The organism is Stutzerimonas nitrititolerans, from assembly GCF_003696285.1.
GTDB classification, from domain to species: domain Bacteria; phylum Pseudomonadota; class Gammaproteobacteria; order Pseudomonadales; family Pseudomonadaceae; genus Stutzerimonas; species Stutzerimonas nitrititolerans.
Genome location: NZ_RFFL01000005.1, coordinates 187,236 through 208,598, shown reverse-complemented (window position 1 = coordinate 208,598; position 21,363 = coordinate 187,236). Strand labels below are relative to the sequence as shown.

Sequence of the window (21,363 nt, the reverse complement as noted above, 5' to 3'; positions counted from 1 at the left end):
GGTCCTCGAGCCGGGTCAGGTGCGCCTGCCCCGGCCCCGGAGCCGTTTCAACGCAGGGCGAGCATGCCGATGTAGGTCACTACGCCGCCAGTGTAACCGAGGAAGGCCAGCAGGCTGACGCGTCTGACGTACCAGGTGAAGCTGATTTTCTCCATGCCCATGGCGGCTACGCCGGCAGCGGAGCCGATGATCAGCGTGCTGCCGCCGGTGCCGGCGCAGTAGGCCAGCATTTCCCAGAAGTTGCCGTCGATCACGAACTGCGACAGCCAGCCGGTTTCGTCCACGGCGGCTGCGGCGAGCATCTTGTCGCTGACCAGCGGATACATCTTCATCGCGCCGGCCACCAGCGGTACGTTGTCGACGATCGCCGAGAGCAGGCCGATTGCGTAATTGATCGCATAGATATGGCCGAAGGACTCACGCAGCGCGGTGGCGACCTGGGTCAGGTGGCCGGCGGTAGCCAGTGCCGCGACCGCCAGCAGGATGCCGAGGAAGAACAGTACGCTGGGCGTGTCGACCTTGCGCAGTACGCCGACTACCGAGAGCGGGTGCTTGTGATCGGCGTGTTTGTTGCGGTGGATGAACTCGGTGGTGACCCAGAGCACGCCCAGGCCGAACAGGATGCCCATGTAGGGTGGCAGGTGCGTCACGGTCTTGAAGATCGGGACGAACAGCAAGGCGCCGAGACCAAGTGTCAGCACCAGGTTACGTTCGAATAGTGTGGTGGTAGGAGGAATCTTCTCGGCCAGGTGGGCACGGGCGCGTGGCCGCGGTGCCTCGCCATGCAGGCGGAAGCTGAGGATGATCAGCGGTACCAGCAGGCACACCAGGCTCGGCAGGAACAGGCCGGTAATGATGCCGGAGGCGGTGATCTGGCCGCCGATCCAGAGCATGGTGGTGGTCACGTCGCCAATCGGCGACCAGGCGCCACCGGCGTTGGCGGCGATCACCACGATGCCGACGTAGAGCCAGCGCTCGGGGCGGCCACGGATCAGCTTGCGCAGCAAGGACACCATGACGATGGTGGTGGTCAGGTTGTCCAGCGCCGCGGACAGGAAGAAAGTCAGCAGGCCGATGATCCACAACAGGTGCACGCGCTTGCGTGTCTGGATGCGATCGGTGATGACCTTGAAGCCCTCGTGGGAGTCGATCAGCTCGACGATGGTCATGGCGCCGAGGAGGAAGAACAGGATTTCGGCGATTTCACCCAGGTGATGGCGCAGCGACTCGATCACCACCGCCGAGGAGTCGCCTGGATCATGGCTGCCCGGCTGCAACAGCGGCAGGATGGTATCGGCGCCCAACACCAGTACGGTCCAGGTGAGCACTGCGGTGAGGATCGCGGCGGCCGCCTTGTCGATCTTCAACGGGTGTTCGAAGGCTATGCACAGATAGCCTATGACAAATACGACAGCCATGAGGACATACATCGGAATGCTCCATTTCTTGTTGAACCGGGTCGAGTCAGCGGAATCTGTCCGGTGATCTCAGTGCTGGGCGGTCAGCTGAATGCAGGCGAAGATCGGGCAATGCGGAGCAAGTCGACGCGAAGATGCCGTGGGGCGTTTGCGCATGCGCAGGCCCCGCGGACCTGTTCCGCTGCCGTGCTTGTTTCAGGATGTCGAGCCGATCACGTGGGTATTCTGTGGTCTGCCTTGTCGATGTGCTGATCTTCCATGTGCGGCATATTGAATCGGCATGAGCCGCATGAACTTGTCATGAATCAAGAGGTTGGGCGAAGGCCGGCGTGGTGCGCCGGCCTGCGTTCGCTCAGAGACTGGCGATACGCTCGCGCTGCGCCAGCAGGTTGGCTTTCGCCTGCTCGGCCTCGGCCAGTTTCGCGCGCTCCTTGTCGATCACCTCGGCGGGCGCCTTGTCGACGAAGCCGGCGTTGGCCAGCTTGCCGCCAACGCGCTTGACCTCGCCGTCGAGACGGCCGATCTCCTTGTCCAGGCGCGCCAGTTCGGCGTCCTTGTCGATCAGCCCGGCCATGGGCACCAGCACCTGCAGGTCACCCACCAGCGCCGTGGCGCACAGCGGGGCCTCTTCGCCGGCTGCCAGAACACGCACGCTTTCCAACTTGGCGAGCTTGCGCAGTAGCGGCTCGTTCTCGGCGAGGCGGCGCTGGTCGGATGCCGTGGCATTGCCGAGCAGCACGTCGATGCGCTTGGCCATGGAGATGTTCATCTCGCCACGGATCTGGCGAACCCCCAGCATGAACGCCTTGACCCACTCGATATCGCCTTCGGCGGCCTCATCGAGGCGCTCGGGGTTGTACTCCGGCCAGGGTTGCAGCATCAAGGTCGGACCGGACTTGCCCGCCAGCGGCGCGACGCGCTGCCAGATCTCTTCGGTGATGAAGGGCATGAACGGGTGAGCCAGACGCAGCGCGGTCTCCAGTACGCGCACCAGGGTGCGGCGGGTGCCGCGCTGGCGTTCGGCAGAGGCGCTTTCGTCCCACAGCAGCGGCTTGACCAGTTCCAGGTACCAGGCGCAGTACTCGTCCCAGACGAACTCGTACAGCGCTTGTGCGGCCAGGTCGAAGCGGAAGTTTTCCAGCTGGCGGGTCACTTCGGCTTCGGTGCGTTGCAGCGCGGAGATGATCCAGCGGTCCACGGAGGACAATTCGACCGGCTCATCATTGATTCCCGTGTCCTTGCCCTCGGTGTTCTCGAAGACGAAGTTGGCGGCGTTCCACAGCTTGTTGCAGAAGTTGCGGTAGCCCTCGACGCGGCCCATGTCGAACTTGATATCGCGGCCCGTCGACGCGAGGGAGCAGAAGGTGAAGCGCAACGCGTCGGTGCCGTAGCTGGCGATGCCCTCGGGGAATTCGGCGCGGGTCTGCTTGGCGATCTTCTCGGCCAGCTTGGGCTGCATCATGCCGCTGGTGCGTTTCTCCAGCAGTTGGTCCAGCGTGATGCCGTCGACGATGTCCAGCGGGTCGAGCACGTTGCCCTTGGACTTGGACATCTTCTGGCCCTGGCCGTCGCGCACCAGGCCGTGCACGTAGACGGTCTTGAACGGAATCTGCCCGGTCAGGTGGGTCGACAGCATGATCATCCGGGCGACCCAGAAGAAGATGATGTCGAAGCCGGTGACCAGTACGTCGGTGGGGTGGAAGGTCTCGAGGAAATCGGTCTGCTCGGGCCAGCCGAGGGTGGAGAAGGTCCACAGGCCGGAGCTGAACCAGGTGTCCAGCACGTCCTCGTCCTGGCGCAGTTCCACTTCATTGCCGAGGTTGTACTTGCGGCGGACTTCCATTTCGTCGCGACCGACGTAGACGTGGCCGGCTTCGTCGTACCAGGCCGGGATGCGGTGGCCCCACCACAGCTGGCGGCTGATGCACCAGTCCTGGATGTCGCGCATCCAGCTGAAGTACATGTTCTCGTACTGCTTGGGCACGAACTGGATCTCGCCGCTTTCGACGGCAGCGATGGCTTTTTCCGCCAGCGGCTTGGTGGAGACGTACCACTGGTCGGTCAACCAGGGTTCGATCACGGTGCCGGAGCGGTCGCCGCGCGGGACTTTCAGCGCGTGGTCGTCGATCTTCTCCAGCAGGCTCATGGCTTCGAACTCGGCGACGATGGCCTTGCGCGCAGCGAAGCGATCCATGTGCGCGTAGCCGTCGGGCAGGGAAGCATCGACCTTGTCATTCGGCGTGCCGTCGAGATTGAACACCTGGGCGCGAGCCAGGATCGCGGCGTTCTGGTCGAAGATGTTGATCAGCGGCAGCTTGTGGCGCTTGCCGACTTCATAGTCGTTGAAGTCGTGGGCCGGGGTGATCTTCACGCAGCCGGTGCCGAATTCCAGGTCGACGTAGTCGTCGGCGACGATGGGGATCAGGCGGTTGACCAGCGGCAGCATGATGTGGCGGCCGATCAGGCTCTTGTAGCGTTCGTCCTCGGGATGGACCGCGACGGCGGCATCGCCGAGCACGGTTTCCGGGCGCGTGGTGGCGACCACCAGGTAATCCTTGCCATCGGCGGTGCGCGCGCCGTCAGCCAGCGGGTAGCGCAGATGCCAGAGGTGGCCCTTCTCGTCGTGGTTTTCCACTTCCAGATCGGAAATGGCGGTATGCAGCTTGGTGTCCCAGTTGACCAGGCGCTTGCCGCGGTAAATCAGGCCATCCTCGTGCAGGCGCACAAAGGCTTCCTTGACCGCTTCGGACAGGCCTTCGTCCATGGTGAAGCGCTCGCGCGACCAGTCCACGGAGGACCCCAGGCGGCGAATCTGGCGGGTGATGTTGCCGCCGGATTCATGCTTCCATTCCCAGACCTTTTCGAGAAACTTCGCGCGGCCCAGGTCGTGGCGGCTGACGCCCTGCGCGCCCAGCTGGCGCTCGACCACCATCTGCGTGGCGATGCCCGCATGGTCGGTGCCCGGCTGCCACAGCGTGTTGCGGCCCTGCATGCGGCGGAAGCGGATCAGCGCGTCCATGATGGCGTTGTTGAAGCCATGGCCCATGTGCAGGCTGCCGGTGACGTTCGGCGGCGGGATCATGATGGTGTAGGGCTCGCCCGAACCCTGGGGCGCGAAATAGTTGTTCGATTCCCAGGTCTGGTACCAGGAAGTCTCGATGGCGTGGGGCTGGTAGGTCTTGTCCATTCGGCGGGACCCTTAGAACGGCTGGTCGGAAAAACCGCAGAGTATAAAGGCAAAGTACCGGAGCGGCGGCATCGCCATCGCTTATTGGTTTGTCCGATGCGTCGCAGAGTGGTTCCTGCAACGCGGCTCGCAGCTGGAGCCGGCTTGCTGGCGGGGCTCGCCCGCGGCGAACCTCGGGGGGAATGCGGCTAGCGGCGGGGCGCGCGGATCAGGCGTTCGGCACGGTCTTCCAGGCGGCGCCTGAGTTCGGCCTCGATCTGCGGCACGAAATCGTCGATCACTTCCTGCAGGATCAGCTGCGCCGCGGTTCGCAGCTCGTGATCGAGGTGGCGTTCGGCAAGGGTGCGGAAGGCCGTGCGCACGGCCGGTTCGCGCGGCTCTTCGAGGGGTTCGTCCGGGGCGGATTCGACGACTTCCGAGAGCAGCGGGATGCTGTCGGGGTCCAGTGTTTCGTTCAGCGAGTCCTGCTCGTCACCGAGCAGGGCGCGGATCGACTCCAGGTCGTCGAGCAGTTGCGCGGGTTTTCGCGGTGGTGTTTGCGTCATTACAGTGGTTCCGGGCGGTGGCGCATCCTGGCGATCGATGGGCGCTCCTTCGGCTGGGCTCGAGTCGATGTATCGTCTGGGCCCTTCTCATGGATGGGAATGTCGGCAGGCCTCAGAGTTCGACGCGTTTCGGATCATAGCCGCGCTGGCGATACAGGCGAAAGTTTTCGCGGCAGACGGTCAGCAGTTCCGGCTGCTGATTGACGATCTCAATGACCCGGCTGAAGCCGTCGGTGTGCGGCGACAGCGTCGGTGCCAGGTTGATCAGCAGGCCCTGGCCGATGGCCGGCGCCTGCTCCAGTCCGATCACGACCGGGGCCTGCGGGTCTTCGTCGAACAGCTCATGGGGAATGAAGCGCTCGGCGCGAAAGCCCCAGAGCAAATCGTCCATCTCCGCGCATTGGCTTTCATCCTGACAACGGATGAACACCGGCAGGCCGTGCTGCCAGCCCTTGGCAGCCAGCTGGCAGGCTGCACGGGTGCGGCCTGCCGTGGTGCTGTCCGGCAATACGTAGAACTCGATGCGGGTCATGCAGCCGTTCCGCTCACGTCACTCGACCCGATCCAGCAGGTACTGGGTGAGCAGCGGTACCGGGCGGCCCGTCGCGCCTTTTTCCTTGCCACCGCTGATCCAGGCGGTGCCGGCGATGTCCAGGTGCGCCCAGGCATAGGCCTTGGTGAAGCGCGAGAGGAAGCAGGCGGCGGTGATGGTGCCGGCCTTGGGCCCGCCGATGTTGGCGATGTCGGCGAAGGGGCTGTCCAGTTGCTCCTGGTACTCGTCGAACAGCGGCAGTTGCCAGGCGCGGTCGTCGGCATTCTGACCGGCCCCCAGCAGCTGCCGGGCCAGCTCCTCGTCGTTGCTCATCAGGCCGGAGGTCTGGCTGCCCAGGGCGACGATGCAGGCGCCGGTCAGGGTGGCGACGTCGATCACCGCGCGTGGCTTGAAGCGTTCGACATAGGTCAGCGCGTCGCAGAGCACCAGGCGGCCTTCGGCGTCGGTATTGAGGATTTCAACGGTCTGGCCGCTCAGGGTAGTGACGATGTCGCCCGGGCGGGTGGCGCCGCCGCTGGGCATGTTCTCGGCGCAGGCCAGCACGCCCACCAGGTTGATCGGCAGCTGCAGTTCCAGCGCGGCGCGGAAGGTGCCGAGCACGCTGGCGGCGCCGCACATGTCGTACTTCATTTCATCCATGCCGAGGCCGGGCTTGAGGCTGATGCCGCCGGTATCGAAGGTGATGCCCTTGCCCACCAGCGCGTAGGGCTGCTCGCCTTTCTTGCCGCCGTTGTATTGCATCACGACGATGCAGCCCGGCTGGTCGCTGCCCTGGGACACGGCGAGGAAAGAGCCGGCGCCCAGTTCGCGCAGTTTCTTCTCGTCCAGCACTTCGACCTTCAGGCCCTTGAAGTCCTTGCCCAGCTGCCTGGCCTGCTCGGCGATGTAGCTCGGATGACAGACGTTGGGCGGCAGGTTGCCCAGGTCACGGGCGAAATTCATGCCGGTGGTGATGGCCTGCGCATGGTTGGCGGCCTGCTCGACCTGCGCCTGTTCGGTCTTGTCGCTGAGCAGGGTGATCCGGCTCAGCGGGCGGGCGTCGGCCTTCTTGCTCTTGAATCGATCGAATACGTACTGACCACCGGCGAGGACTTCCACCAGGATGCGGGTGCGGGCATAGGCGTCGCGTCCCTTGATCTGCACATCCTGCAGGGCGAGGGCCGCATCGCTGCCACCGAGGTTCTTCAGGGCGCCCGTCACCGCCGTGACCACCTTGCGCCATTGGCGGTTGTCCAGTTCGTCCGCCTTGCCGGTGCCGACCAGCAGCACGCGTTCGGCCTTGATGCCGGACAATTGCTGGAGCAGCAAAGTCTGGCCCGGCTTGCCTTGCAGGTCGCCGCGCTTGAGTACCGTTGCAATCGCGCCCGCGCTGGCTGCATCGACGCTCTGCGCGGTGGTTCCCAGGACAAGGTCTTCGCCGACGGGCAGAACCAGGGTGGCCGCTTTGATGGCAGGCGCTTTCGTATTCTTTACAACAAATTCCATGGCGTTGAGTCCCCAAGACAAAGAGTCGGGTTTGCAGGATAATGCCGGGCTTGTTTTCCGGTGGTTCGTCTGCAGTCCGTCTGAAAAACCCTGCACCAGGCTTTTTCCAGCGGCTGCCACGGGCGGGCCGGCTGCGTGGCGGCTAGTTTGAGCGTAGCCCCCGGAGCCTGACAACCCTGGAGTGTCCGGTTTGATCGTCTTTCGTTACCTGTCCCGTGAATTGCTGGTCACCCTGAGCGCCGTCAGTGCGGTGCTGCTGGTGATCATCATGAGTGGTCGTTTCATCAAGTACCTGGCGCAGGCGGCGCAAGGGCTGCTGGACCCCAGCGTGCTGTTCCTGATCATGGGCTTTCGCCTGCCGGGCTTCCTGCAGCTGATTCTGCCGCTGGGCCTGTTCCTCGGCATCCTGCTGGCCTATGGGCGTCTGTATCTCGATAGCGAGATGACGGTGCTCTCGGCGACCGGCATGAGTCAGCGTCGGCTGCTGGTCTACAGCCTGGCGCCGGCTGCCCTGGTGGCTGCGCTGGTGGGCTGGCTGAGCCTCGGGCTGGCACCGCAGGGCATCGCCGAAGTGGATCGGCTGCTCAACCAGCAGGATTCGCTGACCGAGTTCGACACCCTGGTTCCGGGGCGCTTCCAGAGCCTGCGCAATGGCACCCGGGTGACCTATACCCGTGAGCTATCGGAGGACCGCACGGAACTGGCCGGGGTGTTCATTTCCGAAACCAATCTGTCGAGCGCGACTGGAGAAGAACGTGGCCTGTCGGTGCTGGTCGCTGAGAGCGGTCGACAGGAAGTGCAGCCCGATGGCAGCCGCTACCTGATTCTGTCGAACGGCTATCGCTACGACGGCAACCCCGGCCAGGCCAACTATCGCGCCATCCAGTACGACACCTACGGCGTGTTGCTGCCCAAGCCCGAAGTCAGCATAGAGCTGAGCGAGCGGGAGGCGCTGCCGACCAGCGAACTGTTCGGCAGCGATGACATTCGTCTGCAAACGGAGCTGCAGTGGCGACTGTCGTTGCCGCTGCTGGTGTTCGTCGTCACTTTGCTCGCCGTGCCGTTGTCGAAGGTCAATCCGCGGCAGGGGCGCTTCCTCAAGCTGCTGCCTGCGATCCTTCTTTATATGACCTATCTCGCGCTGCTGATTGCCGCTCGCGGCGCCATGGACAAGGGCCGCATTCCCGTGGCCGTGGGGCTGTGGGCCGTGCATGGGCTGTTCCTCGCGATCGGCTTGCTGATGCTGTTCTGGGAGCCCTTGCAGCTCCAGCGACGCAAGCGTCGCGCGCGCGCGGAGGTGGCCCATGCATAAGCTCGATCGCTACATCGGCATCCATGTACTGCTGGCGATCCTGTCGGTGCTGGGCATCATCGTCGGTCTGGCGCTGCTGTTCGCCTTCATCGACGAGCTGGGCGACGTCAAGGGCAGCTATGGCCTGGTGGATGCCGCCCGTTACGTGCTGTTCACCACGCCGTCGCGGATTCACGAAATGCTGCCCATGGCGGCGTTGATCGGCTGCCTGATCGGGCTCGGTACGCTGGCCAGCAACAGCGAGCTGACTGTCATGCGGGCTGCCGGCGTATCCCTGGCACGCATCGTCATGGCAGTGATGAAGCCCATGCTGGTGCTGATGCTGGCCGGCGTGCTGATTGGCGAATACGTGGCACCCTGGAGCGAGGATATCGCCCAGGCCGGCCGTGCCTCCGCGCAGGGCGCCGGCGAGGCGCAGAGCAGCAAGCGTGGCCTGTGGCACCGTCAGGGCGAGGAATTCGTGCATATCAACGCGGTGCAGCCGGGCGGAAAGCTGCTCGGCGTGACGCGTTACCAGTTCGGTGAGAATCGCCAGCTGCTTTCCGCCAGCTTCGCCCGCCATGCCAGCTATCAGAACGATTCCTGGCAGCTCAACGATGTTTCCACGACCCATTTCCGCGGCGACCACACCGAAGTTCTGAAGACCCCGCAGGAGCGTTGGGATGTTCAGCTGACACCGCAACTGCTGAGTACCGTCGTGCTGGAGCCCGACGCCCTGTCCATCACCGGCCTGTGGCGCTACATCCATTACCTTGGGGAGCAGGGGTTGAACAATGGCCGTTACTGGCTGGCGTTCTGGACCAAGGTGCTGCAGCCGGTGGTGACGGTGGCGCTGGTGCTGCTGGCCATCTCCTTCATTTTCGGCCCGCTGCGCTCGGTCACCCTGGGACAACGGATCTTTACCGGGGTCATCGTCGGGTTCGTCTTCCGCATCCTGCAGGATCTGCTCGGCCCGGCCAGCCAGGTATTCGGCTTCTCGCCGTTGCTGGCGGTGGTGGTGCCGGCGGGCCTTTGTGCGCTGGCGGGCGCCTGGCTGCTCAAGCGGGCAGGCTAGATTGTGCGGGGGCTTGCCGGCCCCCGGTTTCCTTTTTCCTACAATGCACGCCCTGTCATGGCGTGCCGGGTGGCTGCTTTTCAATGCTGGTAGATTCTCACTGTCATCTCGATCGGCTCGATCTTTCCGCTCATCAAGGCTCCCTCGATGCCGCGCTGGAGGCTGCGCGCCAGCGCGGCATCGGGCATTTTCTCTGCATTGGCGTCAGTGCCGACAATGCCGCTGCGGTAAAGGCGCTGGCCGAGCGCTACGCGGATGTCGATTGCTCGGTCGGCGTGCATCCACTGGACCTCGAACCCGGCGCCGAGCCTGCGCTCGACTGGCTGCTGAAGGAACTCGAACACCCCGGCGTGGTGGCGATCGGCGAAACCGGGCTGGACTATCACTACGAGCCGGAAGCGGCCGAGCTGCAACTGCGCTCCTTCCGTCTGCATCTGGATGCGGCGAAAACCTGCGGCAAGCCGGTCATCGTGCATACCCGCGCCGCCCGCGCCGACACCCTGGCGCTGCTGCGCGAGGCGGCCCTGCCGCAGGCCGGTGTGCTGCATTGCTTCACCGAAGACTGGGACATGGCGAAAGCGGCGCTCGACATGGGCTTCTATATCTCGCTTTCGGGCATCGTGACCTTCCGCAATGCCGATGCCTTGCGAGAAGTGGCCCGGCGGGTGCCGGCGGACCGGCTGCTGGTGGAAACCGATTCGCCCTACCTGGCGCCGATGCCCCATCGTGGCAAGCCGAACCTGCCACAATACGTGCGCGAGGTGGCGGAGTTTCTGGCCGAGCTGCGCGGTGTCGGCTTCGACGAGCTGGCCGAGCAGACCACCGCGAACTTCAAACGGCTCTTTCCCCTGGCGCGCGTGGCAGGCTGAGCAGATCAGTTGCCTGCGACGACGCTGGTCAATTTCCATGCGTCGGCACGGTGTACAATTCGCGCCGTTTTGCTATCCGGTTGCCATGTCATGGTGATTGCGCGTCGTCGATCTGGTTCGAGTATCGGTTCTGATGCGGGTAGTTCTTTCCGTCACAGACAAAGGCAGATGACCCAATGTCCAGCGACAAGCTGCATGCGGGCCCGCTTCAGCGGGGCCTGAAAAACCGGCATATCCAGCTGATCGCTCTGGGTGGTGCGATCGGCACCGGGCTGTTCCTCGGTTCGGCCGGCGTGCTCCGTACGGCTGGCCCTTCGATGATCCTCGGCTACGCGATCGGCGGCTTCATCGCGTTTCTGATCATGCGCCAGCTGGGCGAAATGATCGTCGAGGAGCCGGTCGCCGGTTCCTTCAGCCACTTCGCTCACAAGTACTGGGGTGGCTTCGCCGGTTTCCTGTCCGGCTGGAACTACTGGGTGCTCTATGTGCTGGTGGGTATGGCCGAGCTCACCGCAGTGGGCAAGTACGTGCAGTTCTGGTGGCCGGAGATTCCGACCTGGGCGACGGCGGCGGCGTTTTTCGTGCTGATCAACCTGATCAATCTGACCAACGTGAAGACCTTCGGCGAGACCGAATTCTGGTTCGCCATCATCAAGGTCGGCGCCATCATCGGCATGATCCTGCTCGGTCTGTACCTGCTGTTGAGCGGCGAAGGCGGCGAGCAGGCGAGCGTCAGCAACCTGTGGAGCCACGGCGGCTTTTTCCCCAACGGCTTCAGCGGGATGATCATGGCGCTGGCCATCATCATGTTTTCCTTCGGCGGGCTGGAACTGGTGGGCATCACCGCCGCCGAGGCCGCCAATCCCCGGGCCGTGATCCCCAAGGCGATCAACCAGGTCGTCTACCGCATCCTGATCTTCTACATCGGTGCGCTGACCGTCCTGTTGTCGCTCTATCCCTGGGACAGCCTGCTGCAGACGCTCGGTGCCGCAGGCGATCCCTACAGCAGCAGCCCCTTCGTGCAAATCTTCTCGCTGATCGGCAGCGACACCGCTGCGCATATTCTCAACTTCGTGGTGCTCAGTGCCGCCCTGTCGGTCTACAACAGCGGCGTGTACTGCAACAGCCGCATGCTCTACGGCCTGGCCGAACAGGGTGACGCACCCAAAGTGCTGATGAAGGTGAATCGCCGCGGCGTACCGGTGCTGGCCATCGCCGTGTCGGCCCTGGTGACGTTGCTCTGCGTGCTGGTCAACTACCTGGCGCCGAAGAATGCGCTGGAACTGCTGATGTCGCTGGTGGTGGCCTCGCTGCTGATCAACTGGGCGATGATCAGCCTGGCGCATCTCAAGTTTCGCAAGGCCATGCAGCTGCAAGGCGTGGTGCCAGGCTTCAAGGCGTTCTGGTACCCATTCAGCAATTATCTGTGTCTGGCCTTCGTGGTGCTCATCCTGGTGATTCTGCTGAGCATGCCGGGGCTGCGCGTGTCGGTATTCGCCATGCCCTTCTGGATCCTCTTCATCTGGTTCTGCTACCGCATACGCCGCGCCAGGGCTCAGGCCCGGCTTTCCTGAACGGCGTCCGGCAGACAAAAAAAACCCGGTTTCCAAAGGATTCCGGGCCAAGACCATTAGGAGTAAATGAGGAGACGATCCTCGTTTCCTCAGCTGACCGGCATTGGGGAGGTGCGCGGTCAGTGTCTGAAGTATTGGCCCTGATGGCGGATCCTGCCGAAGGATCCGGCTGTTTTTTAAACAGATTTGGAATACTCGGTTCCGGCATTGATCGCGCTTGGGTAAACAACCGTAAGACGCTGCCGTATCCGTCTCAAGGGACCAGCTTGCGAATCACCGCCAGGGTTTCGTCCAGCACTTCGGCGCGTGTGTAGAAGTGGGGCGAGAAACGAATGCCGCCGCCGCGCAGGGCGCAGACGATCTGCTCCGCCTTGAGGCGTTCGAACAGTTCCTGATTCTCCCAGCCATCCAGGCGGAAGGTGAGGATGCCGGCGCGCCGTGATGCCTCAGTCGGGCTCAGCAACTCGACGCCCGGCATCGCGCGCAACTCGTGATCCAGGTGGTCGATGCGCTCGCCCAGTGCCCTGGCGACCTCAGGCATGCCGACGTCTTCGAGCAGCGACAGGCTGGCCTCGAGCGCGACGGCGCCGAGCATGTTCGGGCTGCCGCATTCGAAGCGCCTGGCGGTACGGGCCGGCTCCCAGGTTAGGCGCTCGTAGTCGCCGGCATGTTCGAGCATGTGCCAGCCATATTCGTGCAGCTTCAGCCGTTCGCGCAGATCCTTGCGGCAGTAGAAGACAGCGAGCCCTTCCGGGCCGAGCATCCATTTGTGGCCGTCGGCCATGGCGAAGGCACAGCGGTTCTGCTGAACGTCGAAGGGCAGGGCGCCGATCTGCTGGATGGCATCGACGCAGAACAGCACGCCTCGTTGCTCGCAACCTTCGCCGAGACGCTGCAAATCGAGGCGCAGGCCGCTGGCGTACTGAACCGCGCTGATCGACATCAGGCGTACTCCTGGGCTGCAGGCGGCAAGCAGGTCGGCTTCCGGATCGCTACCCCCGAGGCTGACCTGAACTACCTCGACGCCCTGCGGCCGCAGCGCCTCCCATACCACACGGTTGGACGGAAACTCTTCATCGCTGATGACGATCCGGTCGCCGGGCTTCCAGTCGAGGCCGAAGGCGACGAACGACAGGGCCTCGGAGGTGTTCTTGAGCAACGCGACGTCGGCGCTGCCCGGGGCATTCAGCAGGCGCGCCAGACGCTCGCGCAGGCGCTGCTCCACCTTCAGCCATTGTGGATAGTCACGTGCGCCGATGGTCATGTTCTGTTCGGCGAATGCACTCACGGCCTGCGCCGCGCGCCGCGGCCAGGGTGCGACGGCGGCATGGTTCAGGTAACGAAGGGTGTCGAATTGGGGAAATTCGTCATTCAATGTACTCATGATGATGCTCCGTGCATTTGGTGACCGGATAGGCATAATATCGCTTCGCTTTTTCAGTGCCTCGGCAGACTACCTTTATGCAAAATGAATCCCGAAAGGTCCGCGAGTTTCGTCGTCGCGAACAGGAAATCCTCGATATCGCTCTGCAGCTCTTCCTGGAGGAAGGCGAGGACAGCGTCACGGTCGAGATGATCGCCGACAAGGTGGGCATCGGCAAAGGCACCATTTACAAGCACTTCAAGTCCAAGGCCGAGATCTACCTGCGGCTGATGCTCGATTACGAGCGCGACCTCAACGAGTTGCTGCATTCACCGAATCTCGATCAGGATAAGGAGGCGCTGTCGCGGGCCTATTTCGAGTTCCGCATGGGCGATCCGCAGCGCTACCGTCTGTTCGACCGCCTCGAGGAGAAGGTGGTCAAAGGTAACCAGGAGCCGGAGATGATCGAGGAGTTGCACCGCATTCGCGCCTCGAACTTCGAGCACCTGACCCAGCTGATCAAGGGGCGGATCGCCGAAGGCAAGCTGGAGGACGTACCACCGTACTTTCACTACTGTGCCGCCTGGGCACTGGTGCATGGGGCCGTGGCGCTGTATCACTCGCCGTTCTGGAGCAACGTGCTGGAGGATCAGGAAGGCTTCTTCCAGTTCCTGATGGATATCGGCGTGCGCATGGGCAACAAGCGCAAGCGTGACTAGCAGGCCCTGGCGGCGGCCAGCTGGAAATGGCTCGGTTGCTGCATTGCCCAAGTCTCTCGTCGGAATTCCGACGTCGCTCGAGGAGCTGCGACATGCGATTGTTGAGCGTTGTACTGGTCATGCTGGCGCTGGGTGGCTGCATGAAGGTCAGCGACATGGCCGAAGGCACGCGCCATCACCTGCGCGACGCGGGGATTCTGGACCACAGCGAGACCCGGCGCTCGGCCTCCTGGCGGTTGCAGCCCGATTCCTTCATCTATATCGGCCAGGGCCATTTCGTGCCGCCGGGCGGCGCCTACCCGCGGCCGAACGTGGTCGCCGAGGAGGCCTTCAAGGGCTTCGTCGAATATTTCCCTCTGGTGCGCCGGGCACCCGAACCCCTGGGGTTGGAAGAGGCAATGAACCAAGCGGCGTCTGCCGGTGCCCATTACTTGCTGTACACCCGTTTTGCTTCGGCGGACGACCGCATCGGCAGCTTCGATGAGCTGAACGACCAGCGCGCGCTGGATCGCCTCGGTGTGGATTCGAGCGTGATCCAGCTGATGCTGATCGAGACGGGCACTCGCTATCTGGTGGATACGGCCCGCATCCGCAGCCGCGGTGGGGTGCTCGGCCTGTACGACAATCAACCCGAAGAGCTGCTGGGGCCGCCGCTGCGTGACTATGCCAGGCGCCTGCTTGGTACCGCTCGTTGAGGTATGCCGATGACCGATCCAGACAAGGCTGCGAATCTGCTGGGGCAGATACCGCAGGACAGGAAGAAAGGCCCGCCGCCGGTGCACCTGTGGAACCCGCCGTTCTGTGGTGACCTGGACATGCGCATCGCCCGTGATGGGCGCTGGTACTACATGGGCACGCCCATCGGCCGGCCGGCCATGGTGCGCCTGTTTTCCAGCGTGATACGCCGCGATGGCGATGATTATTTCCTGGTGACGCCGGTGGAGAAGGTCGGCATCCAGGTCGAGGACGTACCTTTCGTGGCGACGCGGCTTGAAATCGAGGGTGAAGGCGAGGCCCAGGTGCTGCGCTTTTTTACCCATGTCGAAGATGAAGTGGAAGCCGGGCCGGAGCATCCGCTGCGTTTCGAGATCGACCCGCGGACCCAGGAACCCGCACCCTACGTCCACGTGCGCGCCAACCTCGAGGCGCTGATCCATCGCAATGTGTTCTATCAACTGGTGGACCTGGCGGTGCCTTGCGACGTCGACGGGCAGGAATGGCTCGGCGTCTGGAGTGGCGGGAAGTGTTTTCCGATCGGCCGTCAGTAGTGGTCCGTGAAGCGGCTTCTGGCTTGCAGATACGAGAAAGGCTCCCGAGGGAGCCTTTTCTGTTTTACATGTTGGGATAGTTCGGGCCACCAGCACCTTCCGGCGCCACCCAGGTGATGTTCTGGGCCGGGTCCTTGATATCGCAGGTCTTGCAGTGCACGCAGTTCTGCGCGTTGATCTGGAAGCGCTTGCTGCCGTCGTCGTTGGCCACCACTTCGTAGACGCCCGCAGGGCAGTAGCGCTGGGCCGGTTCGTCGTACATCGGCAGGTTCTTCTCGATCGGGATGCTCGGATCGGTCAGCTTGAGGTGAACCGGTTGTTCTTCTTCATGGTTGGTATTGGAGAGGAACACCGAGCTCAGCTTGTCGAAGCTGAGCTTGCCGTCGGGCTTGGGATAGTCGATCTTCTTCGCCTCGTCGGCCAGCTTCAGGCAGGCATGATCCGGCTTGGTGTCGTGCAGCGTGAAGGGGATCTTGCCGCCGAAGATGTTCTGGTCGATGAAGTTGAACGCACCGCCCTTGACCGCGCCCCACTTGTGGATCGCCGCGCCGAAGTTGCGGCTCTTGTACAGCTCGTCGTACAGCCAGCTGTTCTTGAAGCCTTCTTCGTAGGCGGTCAGCTCGTCGCCGCCCTCACGGCCGGCCAGCAGCGCATCGGCCACGGCTTCGGCCGCCAGCATGCCGGACTTCATGGCCGTATGGCTGCCCTTGATCTTGGCGAAGTTCAGGGTGCCGGCATCGCAGCCGATCAGTGCGCCGCCCTTGAATACCATCTTCGGCAGCGAATTCAGGCCGCCCTTGGCGATGGCGCGGGCACCGTAGGAGACACGCTTGCCGCCTTCGAGGTACTGCTTGATCACCGGATGGTGCTTGTAGCGCTGGAATTCGTCGAACGGCGACAGGTGCGGGTTGCTGTAGGACAGGTCGACGATCAGCCCGACCACGACCTGGTTGTTCTCCAGGTGATAGAGGAAGGAACCACCGGTGTTCTCGTCGTCCAGCGGCCAGCCGGCGGTGTGTACCACCAGGCCCTGCTCGTGCTTGGCCGGATCGATGTCCCAGAGTTCCTTGATCCCGATGCCGTAGTGTTGCGGGTCGACGTTGGCATTGAGCTGGAAGCGGCTGATCAGCTGCTTGCCGATGTGCCCGCGGCAACCTTCGGCGAACAGGGTGTACTTGGCGCGCAATTCCATGCCCGGCGTGTACATGCCTTCCTTGGGATTGCCTTCGCGATCGACGCCGAGATCGCCGGTCAGGATGCCCTTGACCACGCCTTCTTCATCGATGAGTGCTTCCTGGGCGGCGAAGCCCGGGTAGATTTCCACGCCCAGGTTCTCTGCCTGCTGCGCCAGCCAGCGACACAGGTTGCCCAGGGAAATGATGTAGTTGCCCTCGTTGTGCATGGTCTTGGGAACGAATGCATTGGGCAGCTTGCTGGCCGATTCGGCGTTCTTGAGCAGGTAGATGTCGTCGCGCTTGACCGCCGTGTTCAGCGGCGCTTCGAGTTCCTTCCAGTTGGGGAACAGTTCATTGAGCGCGCGCGGCTCGAACACCGCGCCGGATAGAATGTGTGCGCCGACTTCGGAGCCTTTCTCGACGACGCAGACGCTGATTTCCTGGCCGGCGTCGGCGGCCTTCTGTTTCAGCCGGCAGGCAGCGGACAGGCCCGCGGGGCCGGCACCGACGATTACTACGTCGAATTCCATGTATTCGCGTTCCATTGGCTTTCTCCTACTCAGGCTTGATTATTCTGTGGACGTGGAGGGCTGCGATCGATTCCCTGACCCAGCCGGGCAGGCATTATATATAGCCCTCTGAACGGGTCCAATACAAACGTTTGTTTGAATTTCTCCGAGCCTGCTAGAATCGGCCAGCCGTGGCTTATGGCGGGCCATATGTGTTGTTGACCCACCGGATGCCCTGCGTTCAAGATACGGGCAGTTTTGCGCTCGCCGAACAGGCCCGGCGGCTGATATGTGCAGCCAGGGTTACGAATCGAGCTCGGTTCGCCTCGGCGAAATCCCATCACCGGAGAGTAAGAGGAATCCATGAAGATTCTCGTAGCTGTCAAACGAGTGGTCGATTACAACGTCAAGGTCCGCGTCAAGGCGGACAACTCCGGCGTCGACCTCGCCAACGTCAAGATGTCGATGAACCCCTTCTGCGAAATCGCCGTTGAAGAAGCCGTACGCCTGAAGGAAAAGGGCGTTGCGAGCGAGATCGTCGTGGTCACCATCGGCCCGACCGCCGCCCAGGAGCAATTGCGCACCGCGCTGGCGCTGGGTGCAGATCGTGCCATCCTGGTCGAGTCCACCGAAGAGCTGAATTCCCTGGCCGTGGCCAAGCTGCTCAAGGCCGTGGTCGACAAGGAGCAGCCGCAACTGGTCATCCTCGGCAAGCAGGCCATTGACAGCGACAACAACCAGACCGGGCAGATGCTCGGCGCGCTGACCGGCTTCGCCCAGGGCACCTTCGCCTCCCAGGTGGAAGTCGCCGGCGACAAGGTCAACGTCACCCGTGAAATCGACGGCGGCCTGCAGACCGTCGCGCTGAACCTGCCGGCGATCGTCACCACCGACCTGCGCCTGAACGAGCCGCGTTACGCCTCGCTGCCGAACATCATGAAGGCCAAGAAGAAGCCGCTGGAAACCCTGACCCCGGACGCACTGGGCGTCGCCACCGCTTCCACCGTGAAGACCCTGAAGGTCGAGGCGCCGGCTGCGCGCGGTGCCGGTATCAAGGTCAAGTCCGTGGCTGAACTGGTCGAGAAACTGAAGAACGAGGCGAAGGTAATCTAAATGACTATCCTGGTTATCGCTGAACACAACAACGCCGTCCTCGCGGCAGCGACCCTGAATACCGTCGCCGCGGCCAAAGCCATCGGTGGCGACATCCATGTACTGGTAGCCGGCAGTGGCTGCGGCGCCATCGGCGAAGCGGCTGCCAAGATCGAGGGCGTATCCAAGGTGCTGGTCGCCGACGATGCGGCCTACGCCAACCAGCTGCCGGAAAACGTAGCACCGCTGATCGCTGGTCTGGCATCCAATTACAGCCACGTCCTGGCTGCCGCCACCACCAACGGCAAGAACTTCCTGCCTCGCGTGGCCGCACAACTGGACGTCGACCAGATCTCCGAGATCATCGCGGTCGAGAGCCCCGATACCTTCAAGCGCCCGATCTACGCCGGCAACGCCATTGCCACCGTACAGTCCTCGGCTGCCATCAAGGTCATTACCGTGCGTGCCACCGGTTTCGATCCGGTCAACGCCGAAGGCGGCTCCGCTGCCATCGAGCAGGTTTCCGGCACCGGTGATGCGGGTATTTCCTCGTTCGTGAGCGAAGAGCTGGCCAAGTCCGACCGTCCCGAGCTGACCGCTGCCAAGATCGTCGTTTCCGGCGGTCGCGGCATGGGCAACGGTGACAACTTCAAGCATCTGTACTCGCTGGCCGACAAGCTCGGCGCCGCGGTGGGCGCTTCGCGCGCAGCCGTCGATGCCGGCTTCGTGCCCAACGACATGCAGGTCGGCCAGACCGGCAAGATCGTCGCACCGCAGCTGTACATCGCGGTCGGCATCTCCGGTGCCATCCAGCACCTGGCGGGCATGAAGGACTCCAAGGTGATCGTTGCGATCAACAAGGACGAAGAAGCGCCGATCTTCCAGGTGGCCGACTACGGCCTGGTAGGCGATCTGTTCGAGATCGTGCCGGAGCTCGAAAAGCTCGTCTGATCGACTCGCTCGACGAAAAACCCGCTCGCGTAGCGGGTTAATGAGATGGTCACCCCCACACCCTGTCAGGGCTAGGCTTTGACAGGGTGTTTTATTTTCGGAGGCCATCATCATGAGCACTGCAACGCTGGTCGGCATCGACCTCGGCAAGCACAGTTTCCACCTGCATGGGCAGGACAAGGCCGGACGAGAAGTCTTTCGCAAGAAGACGACACGCCAGCAGATGATGCGATTGCTAGGCAACCTGCCGAGTTGCACGGTAGTGATGGAGGCTTGTGCGGGATCGCACTTCCTGGCCCGGCAACTGATGGCGTTCGGGCATGAGGTGAAGCTGATCTCGCTTCAGTTCGTGCGGCCCTTCGTCAAGGGCAACAAGAACGACTTCATCGATGCCGAGGCGATCTGTGAAGCCGCTTCCCGGCCCACCATGCGCTTCGTGACACCGAAGACCGAAGCCCAGCAGACGTTGTCGGTATTGCACCGGATGCGCGAGTCCCTGGTGCGTGACCGGACGAAGACGGCCAATCAGGCCCATGGTTTCCTGCTGGAGTTTGGCATCAGCCTTCCCAAGGGGCTGTCGCTGGTCAGGCGGCTGCCATGCACGCTGGGCGAGCACGAGCTGCCACCTCGCCTGGCCACACTGCTGAAGCGCTTGCACGAGCACTTCTGCTATCTGGACGAGCAGATCAGGGCCCTGGACAAGGAAATGGACAACCAGCTTGCCGCTGACGATCTGGGTAGCCGCCTGCTGAGCATCCCCTGCGTGGGGCCGATCACGGCCAGCCTGTTGTGTGCCGAGATGGGCGATGGCAAACAATATGGCGGCAGTCGTGATTTCGCGGCATCGGTGGGGCTGGTGCCACGCCAGTACAGCACGGGCGGCCGGGCCAATCTGCTGGGGATCAGCAAACGCGGCGACAAGAACCTGCGCCGGTTGCTGGTGCAGTGCGCCAGGGTTTACCTGCAGCGCCTGGCGTTCCAGCAAGGGGCTCTGGCCGACTGGGTTCGCTCGCTGCGTGAGCGGCGCCACTCGAATGTAGTCGTGTGCGCTTTGGCCAACAAGTTCGCCCGGATCGCCTGGGCCATCGCGGCTAATCACTCAGAATTTGAAGCAGGGCCAAGCGCGCTCGCCGCCTGACCCCGCGTCTACCGCTGTACCACGAAACACCCTTTCAGGTTTTGCGATGCTGAACATCCGATGACGTGAACGGCCCACCGGCCTGGCGAAGAACCTGTCCATAAAATCGGCTTCAGAAGCCGCCGGGTTTTTCAGGATCGCCAGGCGCGACTCTCATCGTGGCGCGGGGCATGCCCCATATGGACGCCGGATAGATTTAGGCAAGCCAACCACTCATCGCTGATCGGTGTTGCAGAAACGGGGGTGACCATAGATTTTCATGGGCGCAGTTTTTGTCTTGCCAGCGCGGTAGTTTTTCAACGGCCTGTTAGTATCTGCACCTTCACAGACCAAAGGGACATCCCATGCGCCGCGTTCACCCGCTGAAGTTCGCTTGCCTGGCGCTGTTGCTGACCGCGCCTCTGACTGCGTTCGCGGTTGGCAAGTGCGATCGGGTGATCGCCACCGGCGCAGCCGACAATCCGCCCTTTCTCTGGCGCGACCCCGAGAACCCCAAGCGATTGATAGGAGCCAGTGCCGACCTGCTGAAAGTCATTACCGATTCGCTTGGGCTGAAGCTGGAGGTGCTCTACACCGGCGGCCCGAGCAAGGCGCTCGACGAAGTTCGCAGCGGGCGAGTCGACCTGTTGCTCGATGCGACCCTGGACGTGGAAAAGCTTGCGGTGCTGGATTTTGTCCATCCACCGGTCGCGCCGTTGCAGACGGTGGCCTGGGTGCGTCATGAACCGGGATTCCTGTATGCCGGTCGAGACGATCTGGCCGGTCTGCGCGGCCTCGTCGTCAAAGGCGATTCGTTCACGGATGCGGGGTTGCAACTGCGTTCGGCGCCGGATCTGGCCCAGGCGACGCGCAGCCTGCTGAAGCAGGAGGCCGATTACGTACTGCATGAGCGCTACAGTGCGGTCGCCCGGCTGGGCGGGCAGGGGCTGCTCGACGAGGTGCAGCGCCTCGAACCGCCGGTGACCAGCCGGGAGATGCACCTGGCGGTCGCGCACGACTCGGCCTGCAACGACCCATGGCTGCGCGGACAACTGGCGATAAAGATGACAGAATTGCGTGCGGCCGGCGTTCCCCGGCAATTGCTCAGTGAAAACCTGCTCCGCTGGCGCGATCAGCAATCGAAGCCGGCCAAAACCCCGTAACGGTAGATT

General features: G+C 63.1%; 18 protein-coding genes. 11 read left to right on the top strand and 7 right to left on the bottom strand.

The features are described from left to right. Positions 1 to 47: 47 nt before the first annotated feature. From nhaD to EA795_RS08340, 5 genes are all read right to left on the bottom strand, one after another. Positions 48 to 1,430 carry a sodium:proton antiporter NhaD gene (nhaD, locus tag EA795_RS08360; RefSeq protein WP_122076563.1) on the bottom strand — a complete coding sequence of 461 codons (1,383 nt, stop codon included), beginning with the start codon at positions 1,428 to 1,430 and terminating at the stop codon, positions 48 to 50. Positions 1,431 to 1,770: 340 nt separating this feature from the next. Continuing rightward, a complete protein-coding gene (locus tag EA795_RS08355) occupies positions 1,771 to 4,605 on the bottom strand; it encodes a valine--tRNA ligase (protein ID WP_122076561.1) in 2,835 nt (944 codons plus the stop codon). 188 nt (positions 4,606 to 4,793) lie between these two features. Further along, complete coding sequence (locus EA795_RS08350) at positions 4,794 to 5,150, bottom strand: DNA polymerase III subunit chi (protein ID WP_122076558.1); 357 nt, start codon at positions 5,148 to 5,150, stop codon at positions 4,794 to 4,796. A 112-nt stretch (positions 5,151 to 5,262) separates the two neighbouring features. Continuing rightward, entirely contained in the window at positions 5,263 to 5,682 is a 420-nt protein-coding gene (locus EA795_RS08345) for a DNA polymerase III subunit chi (protein WP_014852023.1), read from the bottom strand. A gap of 18 nt (positions 5,683 to 5,700) precedes the next feature. Next, positions 5,701 to 7,188: a leucyl aminopeptidase gene (locus tag EA795_RS08340; protein WP_122076555.1), complete on the bottom strand. Its 1,488-nt coding sequence runs from the start codon at positions 7,186 to 7,188 to the stop codon at positions 5,701 to 5,703. 190 nt (positions 7,189 to 7,378) lie between these two features. Here EA795_RS08340 and lptF point away from each other — a divergent pair, with 190 nt between their 5' ends. The 4 genes from lptF (at position 7,379) to EA795_RS08320 (ending at position 11,997) form a co-directional block, all read left to right on the top strand. Further along, on the top strand, positions 7,379 to 8,500 hold the full coding sequence (gene lptF / locus EA795_RS08335; RefSeq protein ID WP_014852025.1) for an LPS export ABC transporter permease LptF: 1,122 nt from the start codon (positions 7,379 to 7,381) through the stop codon (positions 8,498 to 8,500). Further along, positions 8,493 to 9,554, top strand: coding sequence for an LPS export ABC transporter permease LptG (gene lptG, locus EA795_RS08330; RefSeq protein WP_014852026.1), 1,062 nt, complete (start codon positions 8,493 to 8,495; stop codon positions 9,552 to 9,554). The genes lptF and lptG overlap by 8 nt, the downstream gene beginning before the upstream one ends. Before the next feature lie 83 nt (positions 9,555 to 9,637). Next, the gene (locus EA795_RS08325; RefSeq protein ID WP_122076552.1) at positions 9,638 to 10,423 is read left to right on the top strand and encodes a TatD family hydrolase; all 786 of its coding nucleotides are present in this window, start codon (positions 9,638 to 9,640) and stop codon (positions 10,421 to 10,423) included. Between the two features lie 176 nt (positions 10,424 to 10,599). Continuing rightward, positions 10,600 to 11,997: an amino acid permease gene (locus EA795_RS08320; protein ID WP_115027571.1), complete on the top strand. Its 1,398-nt coding sequence runs from the start codon at positions 10,600 to 10,602 to the stop codon at positions 11,995 to 11,997. A gap of 253 nt (positions 11,998 to 12,250) precedes the next feature. Here the strand turns inward: EA795_RS08320 and EA795_RS08315 are convergent, their stop codons facing one another. Beyond that, on the bottom strand, positions 12,251 to 13,381 hold the full coding sequence (locus tag EA795_RS08315) for an aminotransferase class V-fold PLP-dependent enzyme (RefSeq protein WP_122076549.1): 1,131 nt from the start codon (positions 13,379 to 13,381) through the stop codon (positions 12,251 to 12,253). A 77-nt stretch (positions 13,382 to 13,458) separates the two neighbouring features. On the opposite strand from EA795_RS08315, the gene EA795_RS08310 reads away from it, so the two are divergent. The 3 genes from EA795_RS08310 (at position 13,459) to EA795_RS08300 (ending at position 15,347) form a co-directional block, all read left to right on the top strand. Continuing rightward, positions 13,459 to 14,079, top strand: a complete 621-nt coding sequence (locus EA795_RS08310) for a TetR/AcrR family transcriptional regulator (RefSeq protein ID WP_014852030.1) — start codon at positions 13,459 to 13,461, stop codon at positions 14,077 to 14,079. A 92-nt stretch (positions 14,080 to 14,171) separates the two neighbouring features. Further along, the gene (locus EA795_RS08305) at positions 14,172 to 14,774 is read left to right on the top strand and encodes a DUF4823 domain-containing protein (protein ID WP_014852031.1); all 603 of its coding nucleotides are present in this window, start codon (positions 14,172 to 14,174) and stop codon (positions 14,772 to 14,774) included. A 9-nt stretch (positions 14,775 to 14,783) separates the two neighbouring features. Next, complete coding sequence (locus EA795_RS08300; protein ID WP_058073557.1) at positions 14,784 to 15,347, top strand: DUF1285 domain-containing protein; 564 nt, start codon at positions 14,784 to 14,786, stop codon at positions 15,345 to 15,347. A gap of 64 nt (positions 15,348 to 15,411) precedes the next feature. On the opposite strand, the gene EA795_RS08295 is transcribed toward EA795_RS08300, so the two are convergent. Next, positions 15,412 to 17,067, bottom strand: a complete 1,656-nt coding sequence (locus tag EA795_RS08295; RefSeq protein ID WP_058076502.1) for an electron transfer flavoprotein-ubiquinone oxidoreductase — start codon at positions 17,065 to 17,067, stop codon at positions 15,412 to 15,414. A gap of 327 nt (positions 17,068 to 17,394) precedes the next feature. On the opposite strand from EA795_RS08295, the gene EA795_RS08290 reads away from it, so the two are divergent. The 4 genes from EA795_RS08290 (at position 17,395) to EA795_RS08275 (ending at position 21,354) form a co-directional block, all read left to right on the top strand. Then, positions 17,395 to 18,144: an electron transfer flavoprotein subunit beta/FixA family protein gene (locus EA795_RS08290; RefSeq protein WP_014852034.1), complete on the top strand. Its 750-nt coding sequence runs from the start codon at positions 17,395 to 17,397 to the stop codon at positions 18,142 to 18,144. Then, on the top strand, positions 18,145 to 19,074 hold the full coding sequence (locus tag EA795_RS08285) for an electron transfer flavoprotein subunit alpha/FixB family protein (protein WP_122076546.1): 930 nt from the start codon (positions 18,145 to 18,147) through the stop codon (positions 19,072 to 19,074). Between the two features lie 112 nt (positions 19,075 to 19,186). Next, positions 19,187 to 20,212, top strand: coding sequence for an IS110 family RNA-guided transposase (locus EA795_RS08280; protein ID WP_122076542.1), 1,026 nt, complete (start codon positions 19,187 to 19,189; stop codon positions 20,210 to 20,212). A gap of 344 nt (positions 20,213 to 20,556) precedes the next feature. Continuing rightward, the gene (locus EA795_RS08275) at positions 20,557 to 21,354 is read left to right on the top strand and encodes a substrate-binding periplasmic protein (protein ID WP_122076539.1); all 798 of its coding nucleotides are present in this window, start codon (positions 20,557 to 20,559) and stop codon (positions 21,352 to 21,354) included. Positions 21,355 to 21,363 lie beyond the last annotated feature (9 nt).

Excerpts from the sequence above, each read along its gene's own strand:
- EA795_RS08305 (WP_014852031.1), top strand. The coding sequence starts at position 14,172 with ATGCGATTGTTGAGCGTTGTACTGGTCATGCTGGCGCTGGGTGGCTGC.
- EA795_RS08295 (WP_058076502.1), bottom strand. The coding sequence starts at position 17,067 with ATGGAACGCGAATACATGGAATTCGACGTAGTAATCGTCGGTGCCGGC.
- EA795_RS08300 (WP_058073557.1), top strand. The coding sequence starts at position 14,784 with ATGACCGATCCAGACAAGGCTGCGAATCTGCTGGGGCAGATACCGCAG.
- EA795_RS08280 (WP_122076542.1), top strand. The coding sequence starts at position 19,187 with ATGAGCACTGCAACGCTGGTCGGCATCGACCTCGGCAAGCACAGTTTC.
- EA795_RS08290 (WP_014852034.1), top strand. The coding sequence starts at position 17,395 with ATGAAGATTCTCGTAGCTGTCAAACGAGTGGTCGATTACAACGTCAAG.
- EA795_RS08355 (WP_122076561.1), bottom strand. The coding sequence starts at position 4,605 with ATGGACAAGACCTACCAGCCCCACGCCATCGAGACTTCCTGGTACCAG.
- EA795_RS08315 (WP_122076549.1), bottom strand. The coding sequence starts at position 13,381 with ATGAGTACATTGAATGACGAATTTCCCCAATTCGACACCCTTCGTTAC.
- EA795_RS08325 (WP_122076552.1), top strand. The coding sequence starts at position 9,638 with ATGCTGGTAGATTCTCACTGTCATCTCGATCGGCTCGATCTTTCCGCT.
- EA795_RS08310 (WP_014852030.1), top strand. The coding sequence starts at position 13,459 with ATGCAAAATGAATCCCGAAAGGTCCGCGAGTTTCGTCGTCGCGAACAG.
- EA795_RS08345 (WP_014852023.1), bottom strand. The coding sequence starts at position 5,682 with ATGACCCGCATCGAGTTCTACGTATTGCCGGACAGCACCACGGCAGGC.
- EA795_RS08285 (WP_122076546.1), top strand. The coding sequence starts at position 18,145 with ATGACTATCCTGGTTATCGCTGAACACAACAACGCCGTCCTCGCGGCA.
- lptG (WP_014852026.1), top strand. The coding sequence starts at position 8,493 with ATGCATAAGCTCGATCGCTACATCGGCATCCATGTACTGCTGGCGATC.
- EA795_RS08350 (WP_122076558.1), bottom strand. The coding sequence starts at position 5,150 with ATGACGCAAACACCACCGCGAAAACCCGCGCAACTGCTCGACGACCTG.
- nhaD (WP_122076563.1), bottom strand. The coding sequence starts at position 1,430 with ATGTATGTCCTCATGGCTGTCGTATTTGTCATAGGCTATCTGTGCATA.
- EA795_RS08340 (WP_122076555.1), bottom strand. The coding sequence starts at position 7,188 with ATGGAATTTGTTGTAAAGAATACGAAAGCGCCTGCCATCAAAGCGGCC.
- EA795_RS08275 (WP_122076539.1), top strand. The coding sequence starts at position 20,557 with ATGCGCCGCGTTCACCCGCTGAAGTTCGCTTGCCTGGCGCTGTTGCTG.
- EA795_RS08320 (WP_115027571.1), top strand. The coding sequence starts at position 10,600 with ATGTCCAGCGACAAGCTGCATGCGGGCCCGCTTCAGCGGGGCCTGAAA.